This is a genomic window from Arthrobacter sp. 05N428_2, assembly GCF_056397065.1.
Map to the genome: position 1 here is coordinate 322,896 of NZ_JBFTMR010000004.1, position 16,469 is coordinate 339,364.

The window sequence follows — 16,469 nt, forward strand, 5'->3', positions numbered from 1 at the left end:
GTTGGCCCCGGTTGTGGGCAGACTAAGCCTGCGCTCCTGGACGAGGCTTAGTCTGCCGGGATGCTCTCGGACGGCCCTGGATCGGGCCCACTTACTGGTCTTGAATCAAGCCGACATATGGCACCGGGAGCCACCATCGGGGCGGAACTAAACGTTAAATCTAAATTCAACCACGTCGCCGTCGGCCATCACGTATTCCTTGCCTTCGATCCGGACCTTGCCGCGGGCCTTGGCTTCCGCCATCGAGCCGGCCTCGATCAGGTCGTTGAAGGAGACGACCTCGGCCTTGATGAAGCCGCGCTGGAAGTCGGAGTGGATGACACCGGCGGCCTGGGGGGCGGTGTCGCCCTGGCGGATAGTCCAGGCGCGGGTCTCCTTGGGGCCGGCGGTGAGGTACGTCTGTAGCCCCAGCGTGTGGAATCCGACGCGGGCCAGCTGGTCCAGGCCGGACTCGTCCTGGCCGTTCATTTCCAGCATCTCGCGGGCTTCTTCCTCATCCAGTTCCACGAGGTCGGACTCGAGCTTGGCGTCGAGGAAAATGCAGTCGGCCGGGGCCACCATGGCTCGCAGTTCCGCCTGCTTTTCGGGGCTGCCAAGGATTCCCTCATCCGAGTTGAAGACGTAAATGAAGGGCTTGGCCGTAAGCAGGCCGAGCTCCTTCAGATGCTCCATTTCCAGTTTGTCGCTGGTGACCGAGGAGAAGATCGTATCGCCGCGCTCCAAGACCGCCTGGGCAGCCTTGACGGCGGCGAGTTCGGCGGCGTCGCGCTTCTTGATCTTGACTTCTTTTTCGATCCGCGGAATGGCGTTTTCGATGGTCTGAAGGTCTGCCAGAATCAGCTCAGTGTTAATGGTTTCCATGTCGGACCGCGGATCCACCTTGCCGTCGACGTGGATGACATCGGGGTCATCGAACACGCGGACCACCTGGGCGATGGCTTCGGCCTCGCGAATGTTCGCCAGGAACTTGTTGCCCAGGCCTTCCCCCTCCGACGCGCCCTTGACGATGCCGGCGATGTCCACGAAGGACACGGGCGCGGGCAGCAGGCGCTGGGAGCCGAAGATCTCCGCGAGCTGCTTGAGCCGCGGGTCCGGCAGGTTCACGACGCCGACGTTCGGTTCGATCGTGGCGAACGGGTAGTTCGCCGCGAGCACCTGGTTGCGGGTCAGTGCGTTGAAAAGAGTTGATTTGCCGACGTTGGGCAGTCCGACGATGCCGATAGTAAGAGCCACGAGTATAGATTCTACCGGTAACGGGGCCGTCCCTCCGCTGGCGCCGGGTCACCCGGTGCCAGCGACGGCGGTCCGGCCGCCGGCGTCGAGTGCGTCACTGGCTCAAACTGTCAGTGCTGCGTGCCAGAGTGAAGTCATGGACGCTTTCGCACTCATTCTTGCCCTGTTGATGCTGCTGATCGGCGCTGTGGCCGGCGCTGCCTTCACTTTTGTCGTATCCAGGCGACGCGGCGCCGCATTGGAAGCGGACTTCGACGGCGTCTCCGCCCGGCTCTCGGAGGTCAGCGCCCTGTTCGCCGCCGCCGACGCCGAACGCCGCCTGCTCTCGGCCCAGAACCGCGAGCTGGGCGACGCGAGGAACCAGGACGGCAGCGTCCTGCGCGCGCTGGCCCCCGTGGCCGAGAAGCTCACCGCCGTCCAGCAGCAGGTGTCCCTGTTGGAGCGGGACCGGCTGGAACAGTACGGCCAGCTCGCCCAGCAGTTGCAGGATGCCAGGCTTTCGGACGAGCAGCTGCTGCGCTCAACGCATGCGCTCGAATCGGCCCTGCGGTCCAACAGCGCGCGCGGCCAGTGGGGCGAGGTACAGCTGCGCCGCGTCGTGGAGGCGGCCGGGATGCTCCGGCACGTGGACTTCCACGAGCAGCTGCACAGCGCCGGGTCCGAGAACACCGTCAGGCCCGACCTGGTGGTCCAGCTCCCCGGCGGAAAGCAGCTGGTGGTGGACGCCAAGGTGCCGCTGTCGGCCTACCTTGAGGCGCAGGAACTAGGCACCGCCGCGGGCGGCCGCTCCACCGGCCAGGGTTCCCAGCACAGCCAGCAGTCCCTGCTCGCCAGCCACGCGAAAGCCCTGAAGGCGCACGTCGACGCGCTGAGCAACAAGCGGTACTGGGACATCCCGGGCAACGCTCCCGAGCTGGTGGTCTGCTTCCTGCCCGCGGAGTCGATCCTGGCAGCCGCCCTCACAGCGGATCCAGCCCTGCTGGACTACGCGCTGTCGAGGAATGTCGTCCTCGCCTCGCCGGGGACCCTGCTGGCGGTGCTAAAGTCCGTGGCGTTCACGTGGCGGCAGGACGTGCTGACCGACAGTGCGCGGGAGCTGTTCGAACTTGCCCAGCAACTGTATGAGCGGATGGGAACCCTCGGCGACAACGTCTCCAAGCTTGGCTCATCGCTCAAGACCTCGGTGGACCGCTACAACTCGCTGGTCGGCACGCTCGAAGCACGGGTGCTCCCCACGGCCCGGAAACTGAACGCCATGGACGCGTCCGGACTGGCGACTCCCATCACCGTCGAGGCAACGCCGCGTTCGGTGGCCGCACCGGAACTACAGCAGGCCAACGGCTCCCGGGACGCCGACGGTGACGGCGCCGCAGAAGACTCCGGGGAGGAGTCTGCCGCCTAGTGCCGCCTAGGCCTGATTGGCGGGGCGGGCGCCGCGGCCGCCAAGGGCCCGGGACACGTCCCCGGCCTGCTTCAGGGTGGCCCGGAGTTCCTTCGGCAGGGAGAACAGCAGGTCCTCCTCCGCCGTGACGACTTCCTCGACGGAGCCGTAGCCGTAGTCGGCGAGGAGCCGGAGCACGTCCTTGACCAGGACCTCCGGCACGGAAGCGCCCGATGTCACGCCGACGGTGGCGACGCCTTCGAACCAGGCCTCGTCCACCTCATTGGCGAAGTCCACCCGGTAGGAGGCCTTCGCCCCGTATTCCAGCGCGACCTCGACGAGGCGCACCGAGTTCGAGGAGTTGGCAGAACCCACCACAATCACCAGATCGGCCTGCGGCGAGATTTTCTTGATGGCCACCTGGCGGTTGGTGGTGGCGTAGCAGATGTCATCGCTTGGCGGATCCTGCAGGGTGGGGAATCGCTCCTTCAGGAGGCGTACCGTCTCCATGGTTTCATCCACGCTCAGGGTGGTCTGGGAGAGCCAGATGACTTTCTCCGGGTCCCGGACCGTCACCTTGTCCACCTCGTGCGGGCCGTTGATGATCTGGATGTGCTCGGGCGCCTCACCGGCGGTCCCTTCGACTTCCTCGTGGCCGTCGTGGCCGATCAGCAGGATGTCGAAGTCGTCCTTCGCGAAGCGGACCGCCTCACGGTGCACCTTCGTGACCAGCGGGCAGGTCGCGTCGATGGTCCGCAGGCCGCGGTCCTCGGCGGACTGAACGACCGCCGGCGAGACGCCGTGTGCGGAGAAGATCACGAGGGCGCCCTCGGGAACCTCATCGGTCTCGTCAACGAAGATCGCACCCTTTTCCTCCAAGGAGCTCACAACGTGGACGTTGTGGACGATCTGCTTGCGGACGTAGACGGGCGGCCCGTAGTGTTCCAGTGCTTTTTCCACCGCGATCACGGCGCGGTCCACGCCGGCGCAATAGCCGCGCGGCGCGGCCAGGAGCACCTTCTTGGGACCTGTCACGGGTGCCGCCGCCAGCACCTCTTCCGGCGTTCGACGACGTCGCGGAACGGAGGGCATCGGAATGGAAACAGCGGTGGAGGTCATGCCCCCAATGCTACCGGTGTTCGCTATCGCCGGACATTTGGCGCCGGCCGGCGGCCGGTGACGACGCGGAGCACGATCCCAACAACCAGCAGGACCGCTCCTGCCACCAGCGCCACAACAATCCACTGCCCGAAGCCTGCCGTGGAGGCGGCCACGAATTCGCGCTTGAAGATCTCGGCCACGTCGTTGCCGCTGCCGGCCCCCAGGACCAGCCGGCCCGCTGCATCCGCACCGAACTTCCAGACCGCTGCCAGGACGAGGGCGCCGATCCCGGTCCCTACGAGGACCGTCCACTTCCGCCGAGCCGCGACGAAGGCCAGGATGAAGGCGATCGCCGCACCCACAGCCACGGCGGAACCCATCGGGGCGTATGCCGAAACACGTTCAATCAGCTGGCGCTGGTTCGATTGCCCGATGCCGATCCGGACCTGGTCCGGCGCCTTCAGCGGCACTGGCGATGCCGCCGAAACCCTGGCGACCACCAGCCCCACCAAGGGGGCGACATCCAGGGTCAGGGAGGTGGTGCCGTTCACCTCCGGCGGAAGGGTGCGGGGGTCCGCGAAGCTTAGCCGGTGGCTTCTGCGCAGGGTCTCGGCCCAGGCGTCCGAGTAACCGGGCATGGCAGTCATGGACTGCGCGGCGTCGTCCATGATCGGCTTGACCACCGCGGCGAGGGCATCGGGAAGCTGCTTGCCGCCGAAGCCAATCCCGTTCACGGCGGCCGAAGCCAGCCGCTGCTGGAAGGCGGGGTCCTTGCCGAGCGGCGCGGTGAGTGCGACGAATCCGTCCTCCTGGACAATGTTGCGGTCCACCCACATGGCCGGGACGGCGACGGCCGCCAGGGCAAGGCCGATCAGCACGGCAATGGCTGAGACAAAAGTGCGCACGAAAGTCTCCTAGGAGGTTGGGAGTAGTGCCATCCTACGGGGGCGCTGCGGCCAAGCTAAAAGCGCGGGCGCCCAAAACGTCCGGCCCTGCAGGTATAGCTATGGATAGAGTTGAAGCAGATCCCCGTCTCCGCCAGACTCCGTCAGGCTCCGTCAAAAGGACTCCACGCACATGCACCAGGCCCACTCCCCCGGCGGCTGCCGGCATGTTTGAAGAGACTGTCGCCGCCAGCACCCTGCCGGCCACCGCTGCGGGCACCAGCCCGGACAACCCTTGGCCGTTGCAGCTGCTCTCGCAAAACCTGAAAACGTACATCGACCGCGCTCCCGCGGCCTGGGTCGAAGGCCAGGTCATCGAGCTCAACCGGCGCGGCACCAACGCCTACCTCACGCTCCGGGACATCGACGCCGAGATTTCCCTCCCGGCGTCGGTCTGGACCAGCGTTCTGGACCGGCAGGCACTGCCGCTGGAGCGCGGCTCCCGGGTCGTCGCGCTGCTCAAGGCCGAGTTCTGGCTAAAGACGGGCCGGCTGAACATGTCGGTCAAGGACATCCGGCCGGTCGGGCTCGGCGACCTCCTGGCCCGAATTGAACGGCTGCGCCAGGCACTTGCGGCGGAGGGGCTCTTCGCCGATTCACGCAAGAAGCGCCTGCCGCTCCTCCCCCACCGGATCGGACTGATCACCGGCCGCGATTCCGATGCCAAGAAGGACGTGCTCCGCAACGCGGCCCTGCGCTGGCCCGCCGTCGAATTCGAAATCCGCGAAGTCGCTGTCCAGGGCAACACCGCGGTGGCCCAGGTCCTCGGCGCGTTGCGGGAACTGGATGCCCATTCGGAGGTGGACGTCATCGTCATCGCCCGCGGCGGCGGCGCACTGGAAGACCTGCTCCCGTTCAGCAGCGAGGAACTCATCCGGGCAGTGGCTGCCGCCACCACGCCGGTCGTCAGCGCGATCGGCCACGAAGCGGACCGCCCCATCCTCGACGACGTCGCCGACCTGCGCGCTTCGACGCCCACCGACGCGGCGAAGCGGATCGTCCCCGACGTCGTCGAGGAACTCACCAGGGTCCGTCAGGCCCGCGACCAGCTTCGCCGCGGCGTGACCCGGCTGGTGGAGCGGGAATCGGACCGCCTCGCCTCGCTTCGCTCCCGTCCCGTGCTAGCGTCCCCTGAGGTCATGGTCAGTGTCCGGCACGACGACGTCGAACGGCTCAAAGGACGGTCCCGGGCCGCGGTCACCACCGCCGTCGTCCGGGCAACCGACCAGCTGGTCCACCTCAAGGCACAGGTGCGGGCCCTGTCGCCGCAAAAAACGCTGGACCGCGGTTACGCCGTCGTCCAACTCGACGACGGGGTCCCGGGCCTGGCGCATCACAAGGTGGTGCGGCACCCGGACCAGGTGCCGGCCGGCACCTCCTTGGCGGTCCGCGTGGCCGGCGGCGGGTTCACGGCCCAGTCCACCGGCGGCCAGGAGCCCGTCGAAAACTGAGCATTCCGCCCCGAATAAGAGAAATCAGACTTCCCGGCCCGCAATGACGGGTACCCGCCGGGATTCAGACAAGGAGAACAACATGGCAGCAGAGAACGCGGCAAGCGCCAAGCCGAGCACGGACATTGACGGACTGAGCTACGAGGAGGCCCGCGAACAGCTTGTCGGTGTGGTGGGCAAGCTCGAGGCCGGCGGCGTCAGCCTTGAGGACTCCCTCGCCCTGTGGGAACGGGGAGAGGCCCTCGCCAAGCGCTGCGAGCAGTGGCTCGAAGGGGCCCGCAAACGCCTGGCCGCGGCGCGTGACCAGGCCGCCCAGGAAGGCTAGCCGGCGCCGGCCGATCAGGAGCGTTGGACCAGTTCCCGTTCCATCGCGACGTCCAGGCCCGGAACCGGCCACTCTAGCTTGAGCCCTTGCAGCGCGTCGAGCAGCAGCTGCTGGACAGCGATCCGCGCGTACCATTTCTTGTTGGCCGGGACCACGTGCCACGGGGCGGCCTCGGTGTCCGTCTTCTCGAATGCCTTTTGGTAGGCGTCCATATAGTCGGTCCAGAACGCGCGTTCCTTCAGGTCATTGCTGCTGTATTTCCAGAGCTTGGCGGGCTCATCCAGCCGGGCCAGCAGCCGGTCTTTCTGCTCGTCCCGGCTGATGTGGAGCATGACCTTGACGATCTTGGTGCCGGAAGCCGTCTGCCGTGCCTCGAATTCGTTGATCGCTTCGTACCGGCGTTCGAGTTCCTTCGGATCAGCCCAGCGGTGGACGCGGTGGATGAGGACGTCCTCGTAATGGGACCGGTCAAAGACGCCCACCATGCCGGCGGCCGGGACTTCCTTCTCGATCCGCCACAGGAAGTCGTAGGACTTCTCTTCCGGGGTGGGTGCCTTGAAGGATTTCATCTGGACGCCATGCGGGTTCATGGCGCCCATCACGTGCGTAACGATCCCGCCTTTCCCTGCCGTATCCATGGCCTGGAGGATCAGCAGGATCCGCTTGGTGCCGCCGAAGCGAGATTCAGCGAAAAGCTGCTCCTGGAGCATGGCGAGGTTGTCGTCCAGATCGGCGAGCAGCACCTCGCCGTCGTTCTTGTCCCCCGGGTACCCCGGTGTGGCGTCCGGGTCCGTGTCCTTGAGTTTGAAGCCTTTGCCCACCCTCAGCGTGTCAGAGGGGTGCTCCTTGAATCTCACGACGTCTGCCATTGCAAGCCTCTTTCCGGTTCGGGCAGGCGCCGTTCGGACCGCCGGACAACTGCCCGCGCCGCGCTGCTGAGCTCAGGCTAGTTGCCTTGGTACCGGCTCAGGAAGTCCCCCATACGGTTGATGGCCTCTTCCAGGTCCTTGACGTTCGGCAGAGTCACCATCCGGAAGTGGTCCGGGCGCACCCAGTTGAACGCGCGGCCGTGGGAGACAAGGATCTTCTGCTGGCGCAGCAGATCCAGCACAAACTTCTCGTCGTCGCGGATGTGGTACACCTCGGGGTCCAGCCGCGGGAACAGGTACATCGCCCCCCGGGCCTGCTGCGTGCTGACCCCCGGGATGGCGTTGAGCATGTCATAAGCCTTGTTCCGCTGCTCCAGCAGCCGCCCGCCCGGGAGGATCAGGTCGTTGATGCTCTGGTAGCCGCCGAGGGCGGTCTGGATGGCGTGTTGGGCGGGGACGTTGGCGCACAGCCGCATGTTGGCCAGCAGATTGATGCCCTCGAGGTAGTCCCCGGCGTCCTTCTTCGGACCCGAGATGGCCATCCACCCGGCCCGGAAACCGCAAACCCGGTAAGCCTTGGAAAGTCCGCTGAAGGTCAGGCACAGCACGTCGTCGCCGGTGAGGCCGGCCATGTTCACATGCACAGCATCCTCATAGAGGATTTTTTCGTAGATCTCGTCGGCGAACAGCACCAGCCCGTGCTTCGCGGCCAGGGCCACGATTTTCTTGAGTGTTTCCTCCGGATAGACGGCACCGGTGGGGTTGTTGGGGTTGATCACTACGATGCCCTTGGTGCGCGGCGTGATCTTCGCTTCCAGGTCCTCAAGGTCAGGCTGCCAGCCGGAGTCCTCGTCGCAAAGATAGTGCACCGGACGGCCGCCGGCCAGGGCCACGGAGGCCGTCCAAAGCGGGTAATCCGGAGTGGGGATCAGGACCTCGTCGCCGTCGTCCAGCAACGCCATCAACGACATCGTGATGAGCTCACTGACCCCGTTGCCGAGGTAGATGTCATCGACGTGGATGTTCTGGATCCCGCGGGTCTGGTAATACTGCGAGACTGCGGTGCGGGCGGAAAAAATACCCCGGGAATCGCTGTAGCCCTGGGCGTGCGGCAGGTGGCGGATCATGTCCACCAGAATGGCGTCCGGCGCTTCAAAGCCAAACGGGGCCGGGTTTCCGATGTTCAGTTTGAGGATCCGGTGACCCTCCGCCTCCATCTGCTGGGCGGCCTGAAGAATCGGTCCACGGATGTCGTAGAGGACATTATGAAGCTTGGTGGACTGCTTGAATTCTGCCATTCATCAAATATGCCATATGGCGGATGTACTTCCGCTGTGAGACTTGTCTCACAGCGGAAGTACGCGTCTTCCGGCCTACTTGACCAGGCCCTTGTCCTTGAGCCAGGCCGCTGCGGCGTCCTTCGGGTTCTGCTTCTGGCTGCCGCCGACAGCACGGTTGAGGTTAATCAGGTCATCGGTGGTGAGCAGCTTGGAGACGTTGTTGAGGGCCTCCTTGGCCTTGTCCGTCATCTTGGCCTTGTTGTACAGCGGCAGGACCTGCTGGGCGATGAAGTTGTTCTTCGGGTCTTCCAGTACCACTAGGTCATTGTCCGCGATGGCCGGGGTGGTCGTGTAGATGTCGGCTACCTGGACCTGGTCCGTGAGCAGTGCCTTGACCGTGACGGGACCGCCGCCGTCGCTGAAGGGTTCCAGCTTCTTGGGCACGCAGTTGTAGTTCTTCTTCAGGCCCGGCAGCCCGTAGGCACGTTCGCTGAAGGTGGCCGGGGCGCCGACCACGATTTCGCTGCAGACCTTGGCCAGGTCCTCGATGGACTTCAACTTGTACTTCTCCGCGGTGGCTTTGGTCACCACCATGGCGTCCTTGTCCTCGGCCTTCGCGGCATCCAGCACGGCCAGGCCGTCAGGAAGCTTGCCCGGCAGGGCCTGGGCAATGTCGGCGGCGGAGACTTCGGTAGCGTCCTTGTTTACGTGCAGCAGCAAGTTTCCGCTGTAGTCGGGGACGACGTCGACCGAGCCGTCCTGCACCGCCTTGAAATAGACCTCGCGGGATCCGATGTTCGGCTTGGTGCTCGCCGTGACACCGGCGGCGTTGAGTGCCCCGGCATAGACCTCGGCGATGACCTGGCTCTCGGTGAAGTCGGCGGACCCGATCACGAGCGCCCCGCCCGCCCCGGAGGAGCCGCCGCTGGCAGGTGCCGAGGACAGGGGGTTGGACGAGCCGCCGCATGCGGACAGGGCAACGGCCAGTCCGACGGCGGCGGCCAAGCTGCCGAATGCGCGCCTGCCCAATGCTCGTTGGCGGATTTCCTTCATGACGTACCTCCTTGAACAACAGCCTCCGCGGTCGCGGGGTCTGTAAGATCAACCGCGGCCTGCTGGCCCCGGTTCGGTGTGGCGGCGGCTCCGCGGGTCAGGAAGGCCCGCTGGAACAACACAAGCAAAAGGTCGACGGCGATCGCGAGCACCGCGATGAGCAGCGAACCGCCGAGCATCTGCGGGAAGTCGGAAAGGACGAGGCCGTCGAAGAGATAGCGGCCCAGGCCGCCCAGGTTGATGTACGCGACGACCGACACCGTCGCTATTACCTGAAGGACTCCCGTGCGGAACCCGCCGAACATCACTGGAAGCGCGTTCGGGAATTCGGCGCGGAAGAGGACCTGGAGTTCGGTCATGCCCATGGCCCGGGCAGCGTCCACAACGTTCCGGTCCACGCTGGAGATGCCCGCGTAGGTGCCGGCCAGCAGCGGGGGCACAGTCAGGATCACGAGCGCCCAGACCGGCGGCATCAGCCCGATCCCCACCAGCAGGACGAAGAGCGTCAGCAGACCGAGGGTCGGCAGTGCGCGCAGCGCGCCGGCGAGGGCCACCACCGCCACCCGGCCGCGGCCGGTGTGCCCGACGTAGAGCCCGATCGGGACAGCGATGGCGGTCGCGATCAGCATCACCAGACCGGTGTATTGCAGGTGTTCTGCGAGGCGCACGGGGATTCCGCTGCTGCCGGACCAGTTTGCCGGGTCGGCCAGCCAGGCGAGGGTGTCGGTGAACACGTTGCTCATACGGATGCCCCCGCCGCGGAGTCGGACAGCTTGCGGGCCGCGGCCGGCTCGCCGGAACCGTCGGAGCCGCCGGACTTGCCGGAGCCGGCCCGGGTCCAGGGCGTCAGGAGCCGCTCCAGGAGCACCAGCACGGCGTCCATCAGCAGTGCCAGCACGAGGATGGCGATAATGCCCACCAGCACTTCGGTGACAAAGTCGCGCTGAAGCCCCGAGGTGAACAACATTCCGAGGTTGCCGATACCGAGCAGGGCGGCAACGCTGACCAGGGAGATATTGCTAACTGAAACGACCCGGAGGCCGGCGAACATCACGGGCAGGGACAGCGGCAGATCGATCTGCAGGAAGCGGGCCAGGGGTTTGAAGCCCATGGCGACGGCGGCCTGTTCGAGGTCCTCATCGACCGAGTCGAAGGCATCCAGGGCGGCCCGGACAAGGAGTGCGACGGCGTAGATGGTCAGCGCCACCACGACGTTGGCCGGATCCAGGATGCGGGTGCCCAACACCGTAGGAAGGATGATGAAGAGCGCCAGCGAGGGAATCGTGTAGAGCAGAGACGAGGCGGTCAGGATCACCGTGCGCAGGGTGCGGTTCTGCCGGGCCAACTGGGCCAGCGGGATGGAAATCAGCAAGCCAAACAGCATCGGCAGAATTGCCAGGACAAGATGCTGGCCCGCGAGGCTGAAGACCTGCCCGCTGTTGGCCAGGAACCATTCCATCAGAGCGCGCCCTGCCGGACGCGGCGCGCCGTTTCGATCACGGCGAGCACTTCTTCGGCAGTGATCACGCCGGCCACCCGACCGTCCGCATCCACGGCCACGCCCAGTCCGGACGGTGAGGACAAGGCCGCGTCCAGCGCCCGCCGGAGCGTCTCGCCCTTGTGGAACAGCGAGCCGCCCGGGACTTTGTTGGGGCCGGCGCCGGGCGCGCTCCAGCCGAGCGGCCGCCCGTCCCCGTCCGCCACGAGCTGCCACTCGTCCGCCCGCGGACCTCCGTCACGGTCAAGTTCAGCGAGGCTGATGGTGTCTACCGGGTGGATCGTGACACCGTCCGAGGGGCTGAACGCCAGGTGCCGGAACCCGCGGTCGCGGCCCACGAAAGCCGCGACAAAGTCGCTGGCCGGGGCGCGCAGGATCTCTTCCGGTGCAGCGTACTGTGCCAGCTTCCCGCCGCTGGCGAAGACGGCGACCTTGTCCCCCAGCACTGTCGCCTCGTCGATGTCGTGGGTAACGAAGACGATGGTCTTGGCCAGGTCGCGCTGCAGGCGGAGCAGTTCCTTCTGCAGTTCGTCGCGCACCACGGGGTCCACCGCGCTGAACGGCTCGTCCATCAACAGCACGGGCGGATCCGCGGCCAAGGCCCGGGCCACACCCACGCGCTGCTGCTGGCCGCCCGAAAGCTGTGAAGGGTAGCGCCGGCCGAGCCCGGAGGCGAGGCCGACGACGTCGAGCAGCTCCTGCGCCCGCTTGCGCGACGCCGCCCTGGACACGCCGTTGAGCCGCGGGACGGTTGCGATGTTGTCCAGCACGGAACGGTGGGGCATCAGCCCGGAGGACTGCATGACGTAGCCCATGGAACGGCGCAGCTGAGCTGCCGGCACGGAGGTGACATCCTGACCGTCCACGGTGATGGTGCCCGACGTCGGCTCAACCATCCGGTTGATCATCCGCAGGGAGGTGGTCTTGCCGCAGCCCGACGGACCGACGAACACCGTGATGGCGCCCTTGTCGATGGACATGCTCAGATCGTCGACGGCGGCTTGGCCGCCTTGGTACTGCTTGGTGACGCTCTGGAACTCGATCATGGCCTCTGCCATTCCGGGCTTACCTATCTGTTGGCGGCAACAAGGGACGGTCCAGCCACCTGATCATATGCATGCCGATTTTTGGCTGTAAAGCAGGTACGCCCCAGCCTAACCGGCGGCACTGACGAAGTGGACGACCCGAATCGAAGAAACGGGCCGGATTCTTCCCAGGACCGCGCCAGGTGGCCGGGACTCCCCTTTTCATTCGGCACCGGCCGGCCTTCGGATGGGCGCCGTTTCGGGCCGGCGCCGGGCTCTCCCCGCGAACCCGCTCCAGACGGCCCAATCTACCCGGCCGCGGCCGTTCGCCTATCCAGTTCCGTGGCCCTTTCCATTGCTCCTTCTCTGGCTCTTTCCCTTGCCGTGCCCCCTTCCCCTTTCGGGCTGCCCGTCGCGCAGCTGCTCGGCCGCGCGCTGGCTCCTGCTGGCAACGACAACTTTCTGGTGCCACTCACGCTGGTAGGCCCGCCGGGCAGCCGCATCGTGGCGCCGGCCCAGGGCCGCCAGTTCGCGCTGCATCTTGAGGTAGCTGGCCCAGCGGCGCCCGTCCAGGGCACCCGAGGCGAGGGCGGCCTGGACGGCACAGGCGGGTTCGCTGCCGTGCGCGCAGTCGGCAAACCGACACTGATCGAACAGCTGCTCCAGATCGCCGAACACCTCGTCCATGCCGTCCTCGGCGTCGAACAGGGCAAAGCCCCGCACCCCGGGCGTGTCCATCAGCACCGAGCCGCCGGACAGCGGAACCAGCGCACGGGAGGTCGTGGTGTGCCGGCCCTTGCCGTCGCATGCCCGGACCGCACCCGTTTCCTGGGTCTCGAACCCGACGAGCGCGTTGATCAGGGTGGACTTTCCGGCGCCCGAGGGGCCAAGCAGCACGATGGTCGCTCCCGGCGGCAGATGCGCCAGCAACTCGTCGAGGCCGTCGCCTTGCTCGGCGGAGGTGGTGACCACGTCCACGCCGGCTGCCTGTACCATGACCTGCCCGACGACGTCGTCCGCCACCTCCGCGAGGTCGGCCTTGGTGATCACCACCAGCGGAATGGCGCCGGAATCCCACGCCGCGACCAGCGTCCGTTCGAGCCGGTTGTGCGTAAGCGGGCGGTCCACCGGAACGACGACGCCGACGATATCCATGTTGGCGCCCAGCACCTGCGCCTCAGACGACCCTTCGAAGGCACGCTTGCGGCTCAGCTCGGACCGGCGCGGCAGCACGCCCGCGATGATCGGCTCGCCCGCCGCGTTGCTGCCGAGCCACACCCAATCGCCGGTGGCCGGGATAAGTCCCGACCGGGGATAGGGCAGCCGGACTTGGCCGTCCTGGTCCGCGACCAGCACGCGGTTGCGGTCCACCCGGACTACCCGCCCGGCGCCGGTGCCGCCGGGGACGGGATTGGCGGTGAAAAGTTCCGTAACGGCCTCGGTGAACCCGAAACGGGACGGCCCCTGCAGGCCTGTTTGTTGCTTGCGCAGAATAGTCAATGGAAACCCTTTGATGGGCCCCGGATGCGCGTTTGCCTACTGCGGTCGGGAACGACCCGTCAGCTATGAGGGCTAGGAGATGCGTGACGCCGGGGCAGGAATAATGACGTGATTTGGGTTGTGCGCTGCGCGCACAGTTCCGTTGCGTTCATTGGTTCCACCTCCCCGGCTCCCTGGCGGCCTTACCGGCCGCGGTTTCTTTAGGGTAACCGCCCGCGGCGCGAGTGGCCAGGAATTGTTTCCGCGAGGGCCCGGCGGGTCAGGAGAGCTTGCCGTCGAGCGGCCGCTCGCGGTAGAGCCGGAGTGCTGCGTCCACGAGCGAGACGCGGTTCAGGCCGACCACCTCGGCCAGCGGAATCCAGGCCGCGTGGGTGGTGCTGCCGCCTACCTCGTGCCGCAGTTCCCCGCCCGTGATGCTCGCTTCGTAGACAAGCCGGAGGGACTGAAAGTCGCGCTGGCCGCCGTCGAGCCGGGCCTCGGCCGGCCAGTGCCCGACGTCGATCCCGAGCAGGGAGCCGATCGCGGCCCGGTAGCCGGTCTCCTCGTAGATCTCGCGGCGGCAACCATCCACCGGATGCTCGGCAAGGTCGAGGCCGCCGCCAGGCAGTGTCCAGCCCTCGCGGCCGCCCTGCTTCCAATACGCCAGCAGGAGGGAGTCGTCCCGGATGATGATGCCGTAGGCGGCCGGGCGGGTGTCGAATGGCAAAGTCATTGATCCAGCGTAGCCTCGCGGCGCCGGCCCTGGCTCCGGCCGCAGATCCGGCCCCGGCCCTGGCCCTGGCGGCTCAGTCCTGCTCGGCCACGAGCTGCAGCACCCCAAACACCGGCTCCTGCTGCAGCATCCGGACATCGGTGATCCCGGCGGCGGCCAGTGCCCCGCGGAATGCTGCCTGCAGCCGCGGCACGTTCATGCCGAGCCCGCTGCCCAGGATGACCGGCCCCTCGATGCCTAGCTGCCTGACCGTCTGTTCCGCGAGGCCCGCGAGGTCGCGGCCGGCCTGGTCGATCAGCGCCCGGCTCGGAATGTGGCCCGCGTCGGCAGCCTCTACGACGAGCCGGGCGCGTTGGGCCCAGAAGCGTCGTCCGGTGTCGGGTGAATGGAACAAGGCGATCAGCTTGTTGGGGTGGTCCACGCCGCAAGAGTCCAACAGTGCCCGGGTCAGGTCGTCGGGTTGAAGGCCCTGGTTCATCCGGCGCAGGCTGTGCCGCACGGCCTCCCGGCCCAGCCAGTAGCCGCTGCCTTCGTCGCCGAGCAGGTAGCCCCAGCCCCCGGCGCGGGCTTCCTGGCCCCGGCTGTTCTTGCCCCATGCGGCGGAGCCCGTGCCCGCGATCACGGCCACGCCGGTGCTGGCACCGCCGGCCGCCAACAGGAGGCGTGAGTCGTGGACAACGGTGATTTTGGCCCCTGGCACGTGCGGGGCGATCAGCGCGGCGAGCGCCGCGGCGTCGTCGTCGGTGTCGATGCCGCCTGCTCCCGCGTACACCTGGTCGACGCTTCCCCCGCCGATCCGGGCGAAGAGCTCCGCCAGGTTGCGGGCCGCTTCCTCCGGCGTGACGTTCTGGACGTTGGCGCTACCCACTGATTCGTCCGCCACCGGCGCACCGTCTTCGAACCGGACGCCGCGGGTCTTGGTGCCCCCGATGTCGAGCCCGATCACGGTGCCGGCAGCGGCGGAGGAGCGGGCGCCCGGCGGGGTGGGGATGTCAGAATGAGTCACCGGACCAGACTACTGAACGACCGACAGGAGCGAGCAATGTCGCAGGACATCTTCGGCACCCGGATCATCGCGGCGCCAATGGCCGGCGGGACCTCCACGCCCGCTCTCGTGACAGCCGTGCACTCCGCAGGCGGCCTCGGCTTCCTGGCCGCGGGCTACAAGGGGGTTGCGGGGATGGAGGCGGAAATCCGCGCCACCCGGGACGCCGGCGCCCGGTTCGGCATGAACGTGTTCGTCCCGGACCGCGCCCAGCTGGCGCCGCCCCCGGCCGTGCTGGCGGAGCTGGAGGAATACCGGCAGGAACTGCGGGCCGATGCCCTGCGGTACGGCGTGGAGCTCACACCGCCGCGGCTCGATGATGACGATGACTGGCAGGGCAAGATCGATGCCCTGCTGGCGGATCCGGTGGAACTGGTCAGTTTCACCTTCGGGCTGCCCGGTACGGACATCGTCCGTGCCCTGCAACGGGCCGGGTCGGCGGTGCTTGCCACTGTCACCACCACGACCGAGGCCCGACAGGCGGCCGAGCAGGGCGTGGACGCACTGGTGGTGCAGCATGGCTGCGCCGGCGGCCACAGCGCAGCCTTCTTGCCGGGCGCCGCCGCTGCGGGTTCCGCGGTACCGGCCACGACGGCGGAGCTTGCTGCGGCGGTGCGCTCCGCCGTGGCCCTCCCCCTCGCTGCGGCCGGTGGGATCATGGACGCCGCGGGCCTGGACAGCGTGCTCGGCGCCGGGGCGCAGGCCGCCCAGCTGGGCACGGCCTTGCTCCGCGCCAACGAGAGCGGGGCCCGGCAGTTGCACAAGGACGCCCTGGCCAGCCCGCACTTTGCCCGGACCGCGCTGACGAGGGCGTTCACCGGACGGGCCGCCCGGGCACTGGTCAACGAATTCGTCCGGGACCACCCCGACGCCCCGGACGCCTACCCGGCCGTGCACCACCTCACCGCCCCGTTGCGCGCGGCCGCTGCGGCCGCCGGGGATGCGGAACGGCTGAACCTCTGGGCCGGCACCGGCTGGCAGCAGGCTCAGGCCGGGTCGGTGGCGGAGGTAGTAGCGGGCCTGCTGGGCTGACGGGGCGGACGACGACGGGC

At 67.4% G+C, this 16,469-nt stretch carries 16 protein-coding genes; 4 read left to right on the forward strand and 12 right to left on the reverse strand.

Translation table 11 applies throughout. From position 1 onward, the window contains the following. Positions 1–147: 147 nt before the first annotated feature. Positions 148–1,233 carry a redox-regulated ATPase YchF gene (gene ychF / locus AC1DGI_RS06300; protein WP_476898149.1) on the reverse strand — a complete coding sequence of 362 codons (1,086 nt, stop codon included), beginning with the start codon at positions 1,231–1,233 and terminating at the stop codon, positions 148–150. Between the two features lie 136 nt (positions 1,234–1,369). Here ychF and AC1DGI_RS06305 point away from each other — a divergent pair, with 136 nt between their 5' ends. After that, positions 1,370–2,635: a DNA recombination protein RmuC gene (locus tag AC1DGI_RS06305; RefSeq protein ID WP_476898150.1), complete on the forward strand. Its 1,266-nt coding sequence runs from the start codon at positions 1,370–1,372 to the stop codon at positions 2,633–2,635. Between the two features lie 6 nt (positions 2,636–2,641). Here AC1DGI_RS06305 and AC1DGI_RS06310 read toward each other — a convergent pair whose 3' ends face one another. After that, positions 2,642–3,733: a 4-hydroxy-3-methylbut-2-enyl diphosphate reductase gene (locus AC1DGI_RS06310; RefSeq protein ID WP_441399871.1), complete on the reverse strand. Its 1,092-nt coding sequence runs from the start codon at positions 3,731–3,733 to the stop codon at positions 2,642–2,644. 23 nt (positions 3,734–3,756) lie between these two features. Next, complete coding sequence (locus tag AC1DGI_RS06315; RefSeq protein ID WP_476898151.1) at positions 3,757–4,620, reverse strand: hypothetical protein; 864 nt, start codon at positions 4,618–4,620, stop codon at positions 3,757–3,759. Positions 4,621–4,826: 206 nt separating this feature from the next. On the opposite strand from AC1DGI_RS06315, the gene xseA reads away from it, so the two are divergent. Beyond that, positions 4,827–6,110 (forward strand): exodeoxyribonuclease VII large subunit, encoded by a 1,284-nt coding sequence (xseA, locus tag AC1DGI_RS06320; protein ID WP_476898152.1) that lies wholly within the window; start codon positions 4,827–4,829, stop codon positions 6,108–6,110. An 82-nt stretch (positions 6,111–6,192) separates the two neighbouring features. After that, complete coding sequence (locus tag AC1DGI_RS06325) at positions 6,193–6,435, forward strand: exodeoxyribonuclease VII small subunit (RefSeq protein WP_476898153.1); 243 nt, start codon at positions 6,193–6,195, stop codon at positions 6,433–6,435. 14 nt (positions 6,436–6,449) lie between these two features. On the opposite strand, the gene AC1DGI_RS06330 is transcribed toward AC1DGI_RS06325, so the two are convergent. The 9 genes from AC1DGI_RS06330 to AC1DGI_RS06370 form a co-directional block, all read right to left on the reverse strand. After that, positions 6,450–7,304 (reverse strand): polyphosphate kinase 2 family protein, encoded by an 855-nt coding sequence (locus AC1DGI_RS06330; protein WP_441399875.1) that lies wholly within the window; start codon positions 7,302–7,304, stop codon positions 6,450–6,452. A 77-nt stretch (positions 7,305–7,381) separates the two neighbouring features. Continuing rightward, entirely contained in the window at positions 7,382–8,602 is a 1,221-nt protein-coding gene (locus AC1DGI_RS06335; protein WP_476898154.1) for a pyridoxal phosphate-dependent aminotransferase, read from the reverse strand. 75 nt (positions 8,603–8,677) lie between these two features. After that, complete coding sequence (locus AC1DGI_RS06340) at positions 8,678–9,637, reverse strand: ABC transporter substrate-binding protein (protein WP_441403182.1); 960 nt, start codon at positions 9,635–9,637, stop codon at positions 8,678–8,680. Next, positions 9,634–10,380, reverse strand: a complete 747-nt coding sequence (locus AC1DGI_RS06345; RefSeq protein ID WP_476898155.1) for an ABC transporter permease — start codon at positions 10,378–10,380, stop codon at positions 9,634–9,636. Before AC1DGI_RS06345 ends, AC1DGI_RS06340 begins: the two co-directional genes overlap by 4 nt. Further along, positions 10,377–11,096 carry an ABC transporter permease gene (locus tag AC1DGI_RS06350; RefSeq protein ID WP_441403180.1) on the reverse strand — a complete coding sequence of 240 codons (720 nt, stop codon included), beginning with the start codon at positions 11,094–11,096 and terminating at the stop codon, positions 10,377–10,379. Before AC1DGI_RS06350 ends, AC1DGI_RS06345 begins: the two co-directional genes overlap by 4 nt. Next, positions 11,096–12,193 (reverse strand): ABC transporter ATP-binding protein, encoded by a 1,098-nt coding sequence (locus tag AC1DGI_RS06355; RefSeq protein ID WP_476898156.1) that lies wholly within the window; start codon positions 12,191–12,193, stop codon positions 11,096–11,098. The genes AC1DGI_RS06350 and AC1DGI_RS06355 overlap by 1 nt, the downstream gene beginning before the upstream one ends. Before the next feature lie 297 nt (positions 12,194–12,490). Continuing rightward, positions 12,491–13,660 carry a ribosome small subunit-dependent GTPase A gene (gene rsgA / locus AC1DGI_RS06360; protein ID WP_476898157.1) on the reverse strand — a complete coding sequence of 390 codons (1,170 nt, stop codon included), beginning with the start codon at positions 13,658–13,660 and terminating at the stop codon, positions 12,491–12,493. 259 nt (positions 13,661–13,919) lie between these two features. After that, on the reverse strand, positions 13,920–14,372 hold the full coding sequence (locus AC1DGI_RS06365; RefSeq protein WP_476898158.1) for an NUDIX hydrolase: 453 nt from the start codon (positions 14,370–14,372) through the stop codon (positions 13,920–13,922). A 73-nt stretch (positions 14,373–14,445) separates the two neighbouring features. Further along, positions 14,446–15,378, reverse strand: a complete 933-nt coding sequence (locus AC1DGI_RS06370) for an N-acetylglucosamine kinase (RefSeq protein WP_476898159.1) — start codon at positions 15,376–15,378, stop codon at positions 14,446–14,448. 36 nt (positions 15,379–15,414) lie between these two features. On the opposite strand from AC1DGI_RS06370, the gene AC1DGI_RS06375 reads away from it, so the two are divergent. Then, entirely contained in the window at positions 15,415–16,449 is a 1,035-nt protein-coding gene (locus AC1DGI_RS06375; RefSeq protein ID WP_476898160.1) for a nitronate monooxygenase, read from the forward strand. Positions 16,450–16,469: the final 20 nt, after the last annotated feature.